This is a genomic window from Streptomyces sp. BE20, from assembly GCF_036322525.1.
Lineage (GTDB): Bacteria > Actinomycetota > Actinomycetes > Streptomycetales > Streptomycetaceae > Kitasatospora.
Genome location: NZ_JAQYWW010001151.1, coordinates 1 through 8,245, shown reverse-complemented (window position 1 = coordinate 8,245; position 8,245 = coordinate 1). Strand labels below are relative to the sequence as shown.

The following is an 8,245-nucleotide window of genomic DNA, read 5'->3' as shown; positions in this document are numbered from 1 at the left end:
CGCCGCCCTGCGCCGCGACCGCGACGAGGCCACCACGCTGCTCACCGCCGTCGCCGAGCTGTTCGTCCACGGGCAGCCCGTCACCTGGCGGGTCCTCTTCGACGGCACCGGCGCCCGCCCGACCGACCTGCCCACCTACCCCTTCTCCCACCAGCGGTACTGGCTCCGTCCGACCCCCCGCGAGGCCGCCGCACCGACGGACGCGGACGCCGGCTTCTGGGCCGCGATCGACTCCGCCGACCTCAGCGTCGTCGCCAACGAGCTGCGCATCGACGCCGAGGCCCACCGGGAGACACTCGGCGCGCTCGTCCCGGCGCTCTCCTCCTGGCGCCGCCGCAAGCACCAGCGGGACGTGGCCGACGGCTGGTGCTACCGGGAGACCTGGACGTCGCTGCCCGACCCGACCTCCCGGCCCCTCACCGGCACCTGGGTCCTGGTCGCGCCCGCCGCCACCGATGCCGCCGACGGCGTCGACGAGGTCCTCACCCGGGCCGGCGCCGCCGTCGTGACCGTCCCCGCCGCCGACCGGGCCACGCTCGCGGCCCGGCTGCGCGAGCTCGACGGCGTCACCGGCGTCGTCTCGCTCCTCGCGCTGGGCGACGCCTCGGAGACGGCCGACGAGGACGGCGTCCCCGCGGCGCTGTCCGGCACGCTCGCCCTCGCCCAGGCCGTCGAGGACGCCGCCGTCACCGCCCCCCTGTGGATCCTCACCCGCGGCGCGGTCACCACCGGGCCCGACGACCGCGTCACCGGTGTCGCCCGGGTCGAGACCTGGGCGCTGGGCCGGGTGGTCGGCCTGGAGTACCCGGACCGCTGGGGCGGCCTGCTGGACCTCCCCGACACCCTCGACCCGCGCGCCGCCGACCGGCTCGTCACGGTCCTCGCCGGCGGCCTCGACGCCGAGGACCAGATCGCGATCCGCCCGGCCGGCCTGTTCGTCCGCCGCCTCGCGCACACCGCGGCCGGGCCCGACGAGGGCTGGCAGCCGCGCGGCACCGTCCTGGTCACCGGCGGCACCGGCGCGCTCGGCGGTCAGGTGGCCCGCTGGGCCGCCGCCCAGGGCGCCGCCCACCTCGTCCTCGCCGGCCGGCGCGGGCCTGACGCGCCCGGTGCCCACGAGCTGGCCGACGAGATCCGCGCCACCGGCGCGCGCGTCACCCTCGTCGCCACCGACCTGGCCGACCGCGCCGCGGTCGCCGCCCTCCTCGACCTCGCCGGCGCCGACCCGCAGGCCCCGCTCACCGCGGTCGTCCACGCCGCGGGCATCGCGCACGGCGCGCCCCTGGCCGACCTCGACGCGGCCGCGCTCGCCCCCGTGCTCGCCGGGAAGACCGCCGGCGCCCTGCACCTCGACGAACTCCTCGGCGACACGGAGCTCGACGCGTTCGTCCTGTTCTCCTCGATCGCCGCCACCTGGGGCAGCGGCTGGGGCGGCGCCTACGCGGCCGCCAACGCCGGCCTCGACGCCCTGGCGCTGCGCCGCCGGGCCCGCGGCCTGGCCGCCACCTCGCTCGCCTGGGGCCCGTGGGCCGAGGCGGGCATGGCCACCGAGGGCGACACCGGCGCCGCACTGAGCCGGCGCGGACTGGCCCCGATGGCCCCCGACCTGGCGATCGACGTCCTGCGGCGGGCCGCCGCAGGAGTCGCGCCGCTGCTCACCGTCGCCGACGTCGACTGGGCGTCCTTCGTCGAGACGTTCGCCGCCGCCCGCCGCCGGCCCCTGCTGGAGGACCTGCCGGAGGTCGCCGGCCCGGCCGGCGACGCGCCGGTGGCCGAGACCGGCTGGCGCTCCCGGCTGGCCGACCTGCCCCCGGCGCAGCGCGAGGCCGCCCTGGTGGACCTGGTCCGGGGCCACGCCGCGCACGTCCTGGGCTACCCGTCCGCCGACGCGATCGCGGTCAAGCGCCCGTTCCGCGAGCTGGGCTTCGACTCGCTCACCGCGGTCGAGCTCCGCAACGCGCTGGCCGCCGAGACCGGGCTGCGCCTCTCCCCGACCCTCGCGTTCGACTACCCGACGCCGCTGGCGCTCGCCCGGTACCTCCGCGAGGAGGTCTCCGGCGTCGAGGCCGCCCCGGCGGTCGCCGCGCCGGCGGCCGTACCCGCCGACGACGACCCGATCGTGCTCACCGCGATGGCCTGCCGCTTCCCCGGCGGCGTCGGCACGCCCGACGAGCTGTGGGACCTGGTCGCGGCGGAGACCGACGCGATCGGCCCGTTCCCGGCCGACCGCGGGTGGGACCTCGACGGCCTCTACGACCCCGACGCCGACCGGGCCGACCGGTCGGGCACCTCCTACACCGTCAATGGCGGCTTCGTCCGCGACGCCGACCGCTTCGACCCGGGCCTGTTCGGCATCAGCCCGCGCGAGGCCCTCGCGATGGACCCCCAGCAGCGGCTGCTGCTGGAGACCGCGTGGGAGACGTTCGAACGGGCCGGCCTCGACCCGCTCGCGCTCCGCGGCCGACAGGTCGGCGTCTTCGTCGGCACCACCCACCAGGGGTACGTCTCCCTGCTGGAGGAGAGCGCCGAGGACCTGAGCGGGTACCTCGGCACCGGCAGCGCCGGCAGCGTCGCCTCCGGGCGGATCGCCTACACCTTCGGCCTCGAAGGGCCGGCCGTCTCCGTCGACACCGCCTGCTCGTCCTCGCTGGTCGCCCTGCACCTCGCCGCGCAGGCACTCCGCCAGGGCGAGTGCGGCATGGCACTGGTCGGCGGCGTGACCATCATGGCCACCCCCGGCACGTTCACCGAGTTCTCCCGCCAGCGCGGGCTGGCCACCGACGGCCGGTGCAAGTCCTTCGCCGCCGCCGCCGACGGCACCGGCTGGGCCGAGGGCGTCGGCATGCTGCTCGTCGAGCGGCTGTCCTCGGCGCGGGCCGCCGGGCGCGAGGTGCTGGCCGTCGTGCGCGGCAGTGCGGTCAACCAGGACGGCGCCTCGAACGGCCTCACCGCCCCCAACGGCCCGTCCCAGCAGCGCGTCATCCGCCAGGCCCTGGCGAACGCCGGCCTGACGCCGCAGGACGTCGACGCCGTCGAGGCGCACGGCACCGGGACGACACTCGGCGACCCGATCGAGGCCCAGGCGCTGCTGGCCACCTACGGCCAGGAGCGGGACGGCGAGCCGCTCTGGCTCGGCTCGGTGAAGTCCAACATCGGCCACACCCAGTCCGCCGCCGGTGTGGCCGGCATCATCAAGATGGTCCTCGCCATGCGGCACGGGCGGCTGCCCAGGACGCTGCACGTCGACGCGCCGACCCCGCAGGCCGACTGGAGCTCCGGCGCCGTCGCGCTGCTGACCGAGGCCCGGCCCTGGGCCGCCGGGCCGAAGCCCCGCCGGGCGGGCGTGTCCGCGTTCGGCGTCAGCGGCACCAACGCCCACGTCATCCTGGAGGAGCCGCCCGCCGTCGTCGAGCAGGACGAACGCCCGCGCGGCCGCAGCACGCTGCCGGTGCTGCCGGTCGTCGTCTCCGCGGCCACCGAGGCCGGCCTCGACGCGCAGACCGAACGCCTCCGGGACTGGCTCGACTCCTGCCCGGACACCGACCTCCTCGACCTCGCCCGGACCACCGCGGGCCGGGCCGCACTCACCCACCGGGCCGCCTACCTGGCGCCCAACCGGGCCCAGCTGCTCCGCGCGCTCAAGCGGCGGGAGACCGCGGCCCGGGGTGAGGCGGGTGACGGCAGGCTCGCCCTGCTCTTCACCGGCCAGGGCGCGCAGCGCCTCGCCATGGGCGAACAGCTCTACGCGGCCTTCCCGGTCTTCGCGACCGCGTTCGACGAGGTCTGCGCGCACCTCGACCCGCTGCTCGACGAGCCGCTGCGGCTGGTCGTCTTCGCCGACCCGGACGCGCTCGACCGGACCGCGTACGCGCAGCCCGCCCTGTTCGCGGTCGAGACGGCGCTGCTGGCCCTGCTCCGGCACTGGGGCGTGACGCCCGACGTCGTCGCCGGTCACTCGATCGGCGAGATCACGGCCGCCCACGCCGCGGGTGTCCTCTCCCTGCCCGACGCGGCGGTGCTGGTCGCGGCCCGGGGCCGGCTCATGCAGGCGCTGCCCCCGGGTGGTGCGATGCTCGCGGTCGGCGCGTCCGAGGCCGAGGTGCGCGCGGCGTTCCCGGACGTCGACGTCGCCGCGGTGAACGGGCCGGACGCGGTCGTGCTCTCCGGCGCCGCCGAGGACATCGCCCGGATCACCGGTCCGGCCGCGGAACGCGGCTGGAAGACCGGCCGCCTGCGGACGAGCCACGCCTTCCACTCCCGGCTCATGGAGCCGATGCTGGACGCGTTCCGCGCGGTCGTCCGCGGGCTCGATCTCGCCGCGCCGCAGCTCGCCGCGGTCTCCACCGTCGAACCCGGGGAACCGCTGCGCTGGACCGACCCCGAGTACTGGGTCGACCAGGTCCGCCGCCCGGTCCGCTTCGCCGACGCCGTCACCGCGCTGACCGCGCAGGGCGTCACCCGCTTCCTGGAGGTCGGCCCGGACGGCGTGCTGACCGCCCTGGTCGGCGCCAACGCGCCGGACGCGCTCGCCGTCCCGACCCTGCGCCGCGACCGGGACGAGGTCACCGCCCTGCTGACCGGCGTCGCGACGGTGTTCACCCGGGGCGCCGAGGTCGACTGGACGGGCGTCCTCGACGGCGCCGGCGCCCCGCTGTCCGACCTGCCGACCTACGCCTTCCAGCGGCAGCGCTACTGGCCGCAGGCCGCCACCGGCGCGGGCACCGACCCGGCGAGCCTCGGACTGGGCCCGGCCGATCACCCGCTCCTCGGGGCGGCGGTGCCGCTGGCCGGCGGCGAGGGCACCGTCCTCACCGGCCGCCTCTCGCTGCGCGCACAGCCCTGGCTGGCCGACCACACGATCCTGGGCACCGTCCTGGTGCCGGGCACGGCGCTGCTCGAACTCGCCCTCGCCGCAGGCGCCGTGGTCGGCGCCCCCGCCGTCGACGAGCTGGTGCTCCGGCAGCCGCTCCGGCTCGGCGCCGCGGACAGCGTCGCCGTGCAGGTCAGCGTCGGCGCCGAGGACGGGACCGGCCGTCGCCCGGTCACCGTCCACTCCCACCCGGGCGAGCCCGCCGCCGGGACCGAGGACGCCTGGACCGTCCACGCCACCGGCTTCGTCGGCGCGGCCCGGACGGCCGGCGAGGCGTTCGGCTGGCCGCCGGCCGGGGCGACCCGCCTGCCCACCGAGGACCTCTACGACCGGCTGGCCGTCGCCGGCTACACGTACGGGCCGGCCTTCCGGGGCCTGCGCGAGGTCTGGCGACAGGGCGACGACCTCTTCGTCGAGGCGGAACTGACCGGCGAACCCGACGGGTTCGGCGTGCACCCCGCGCTGCTCGACGCCGTCCTGCACGGCCTGAGCACCGGCGAGGACACCGAGGCCGCCGCCGACGGCGAAACCCGCCTGCCCTTCGCGTTCACCGGCGTCACCGTGCACGCCGACGGTGCCGGACTGCTGCGCGCCCGGCTCCGGCCGTCCGGCGAGAGCGTCCGGGTCGACGCGGTCGACGCCGCCGGCGCTCCCGTGGCCACTGTCGAGGGTCTCGTCTTCCGCCCGGTCGACGCGGACGGGACCACGGCCGGTCGGACCGAGGCGGCCCGCTCGCTGTTCACCGTCGAGTGGACCGCGCAGGACCCGGCCGCCCCGGCCACGGTCCCGACCGGCTCCCCGACCGGCTCCCCGGCCGACCACCCGGTCGTGATCGCGCTCGGCGAGCCGCTGCCGGCCCCCGCGCCGGTGCTCGCCGTGGACGCGACGGCGCCCGGCGCCGCCCGCGACCGGGCCGCCGACCTGCTGACGCTGCTGCAGGACTGGCTGGCCGACCCCGCCTGGTCGGACTCCCGGCTGGTGGTGCGCACCTTCGGCGCCGTCGGCGAGGAGATCACCGACCCCGACGGCGCCGCCCTGTGGGGCCTGGTGCGGTCGGCCCAGGCCGAACACCCGGACCGCATCCACCTGCTGGACGCGGCCGAGACCGCGTTCCACCCGCTGCCGCAGGCACTGGTCCGCGACGGCGCGGTCAAGGTGCCGCGCCTGGCCCGGCTGCACGCCGAGGGCCGCGCGGAGTTCGGTGACGGCGTCGTGGTGGTCACCGGCGCCACCGGCACACTCGGCGGCCTCGTCGCCCGCCACCTGGTGCGGGCCCACGGCGTCGGCCGGCTGCTCCTGCTCACCCGCTCCGGCGGGGGCATCGAGATCGAGGGCGCGGAGGTGCGCTCGCTCGCCTGCGACCTGTCCGACCCCGACGCGGTCGCCGCGGCGCTGCGGGACGAGCCGGTCACCGCCGTCGTCCACGCCGCCGGCGCCATCGACGACGGCCTGCTCACCGACCTCACCCCGGAGCGGCTCGACGCCGTCTTCCGGGCGAAGGTCGACGCCGCCCGCAACCTCGCCGCCGCGACGAAGGACAGGACGCTCGGCGCCTTCGTCCTCTACTCCTCCGCGGCCGGCCTGTTCGGCAACGCCGGCCAGGCCAACTACGCCGCCGCCAACGCCTTCCTGGACGCCTACGCGACCGAACTGCGCGCACAGGGAGTCCCCGCGACCTCCCTCGCCTGGGGCCTGTGGGACGCCGGCCTCGGGGCCGCGCTCTCCGAGGCGGACCTGCGCCGGCTGGCCCGTGGCGGCTTCGGAGCGCTGGACGCCGAGGCCGGCCTCGCGCTCTTCGACGCCGCCCTCGCCGCCGACCGCCCGGTCGCCGTCCCGCTCCGGCTCGACCTGGCCGTGCTCCGCGGCGCCGAGGGCCTGCCCCCGCTGCTGCACGGCCTGGTCCCGAACGCCGGGCGCCGGCGCGCCGCCACGGCCAGGACCGCGACCGGCGGCGGCACCCTGGCCCGCCACCTCGCCGGACTGGCGGACGCCGAACGGGTCCAGGCCGCCCTGGCCATCGTCCGCACCCAGGCCGCCGCCGTCCTCGGCTACCCCGGCCCCGACGCCGTCCCCGTCGCCCGGGCCTTCCGCGAGCTGGGCTTCGACTCGCTCACCGCCGTCGAGCTGCGCAACGCGCTCACCGCCGAGACCGGGCTGCGGCTCCCCGCGACCCTGATCTTCGACTACCCGAACGCCACCGCCCTCGCCGAGTTCCTCACCACCGAACTGTCCGGCGCGGCCCCGGCCCCGGTCACGGCCCCCGCCCCGACCGCCACCACCCCGGCCGACGACGACCCCGTCGTGATCGTCGGGATGGCCTGCCGCTACCCGGGCGGGATCACCACGCCGGACGAGCTGTGGAAGCTGGTGGACGAGGGCCGGGACGGCATCGGTCTGTTCCCGACCGATCGCGGCTGGGACGTCGAGGGTCTCTACCACCCCGACCCGGACCACCCCGGCACCTCCTACGCCCGCGAAGGCGGATTCCTCTACGAGGCCGCGCACTTCGACCCGGGCCTGTTCGGGATCAGCCCCCGCGAGGGCATGGCGATGGACCCGCAGCAGCGCCTGCTGCTCGAATCCTCCTGGGAGACCCTGGAGCACGCCGGCGTCGACCCGCTGCGCCTGCGCGGCTCCCGCACCGGTGTCTTCGTCGGGCTGATGTACCACGACTACCTCGGCCGGCTGACCGCCGTACCCGAGGAGGTCGAGGGCTTCCTCGGCACCGGCAACTCCGGCAGCGTCGCCTCCGGCCGGATCTCCTACACGCTCGGCCTGGAGGGCCCGGCGGTCACGGTCGACACCGCGTGCTCCTCGTCGCTGGTCGCCCTGCACCTCGCCGCGCAGGCGCTGCGCTCCGGCGAGTGCGACCTCGCGCTGGCCGGCGGCGTGACCGTGATGGCCACCCCGGACACCTTCGTCGGGTTCTCGCGGCAGCGGGGTCTGGCGGCCGACGGCCGGTGCAAGTCCTTCGCGGCGGGTGCGGACGGCACCGGCTGGGGCGAGGGCGTCGGCATGGTGCTCGTCGAGCGGCTCTCCGACGCCCGGCGCCTCGGCCACCGCGTGCTCGCGGTCGTCCGGGGCACCGCCGTGAACCAGGACGGTGCCTCGAACGGCCTCACCGCCCCCAACGGCCCGTCGCAGCAGCGCGTCATCCGCCAGGCGCTGGCGAACGCCGGTCTGACGCCGCGGGACGTCGACGCCGTCGAGGCGCACGGCACCGGCACGACACTCGGCGACCCGATCGAGGCCCAGGCGCTGCTGGCGACGTACGGGCGGGACCGGGACGGCGGCGACCCGCTCTGGCTCGGGTCGATCAAGTCGAACCTCGGGCACACCCAGGCGGCGGCCGGGGCGGCCGGCATCATCAAGATG

General features: G+C 77.4%; 1 protein-coding gene. It reads left to right on the top strand.

Annotation, left to right across the window (positions count from 1 at the left end; translation table 11 throughout):
* Positions 1-8,245, top strand: an 8,245-nt coding sequence (locus PUR61_RS36590; RefSeq protein WP_329883879.1) for an SDR family NAD(P)-dependent oxidoreductase, incomplete at both ends; no start/stop codon positions are given.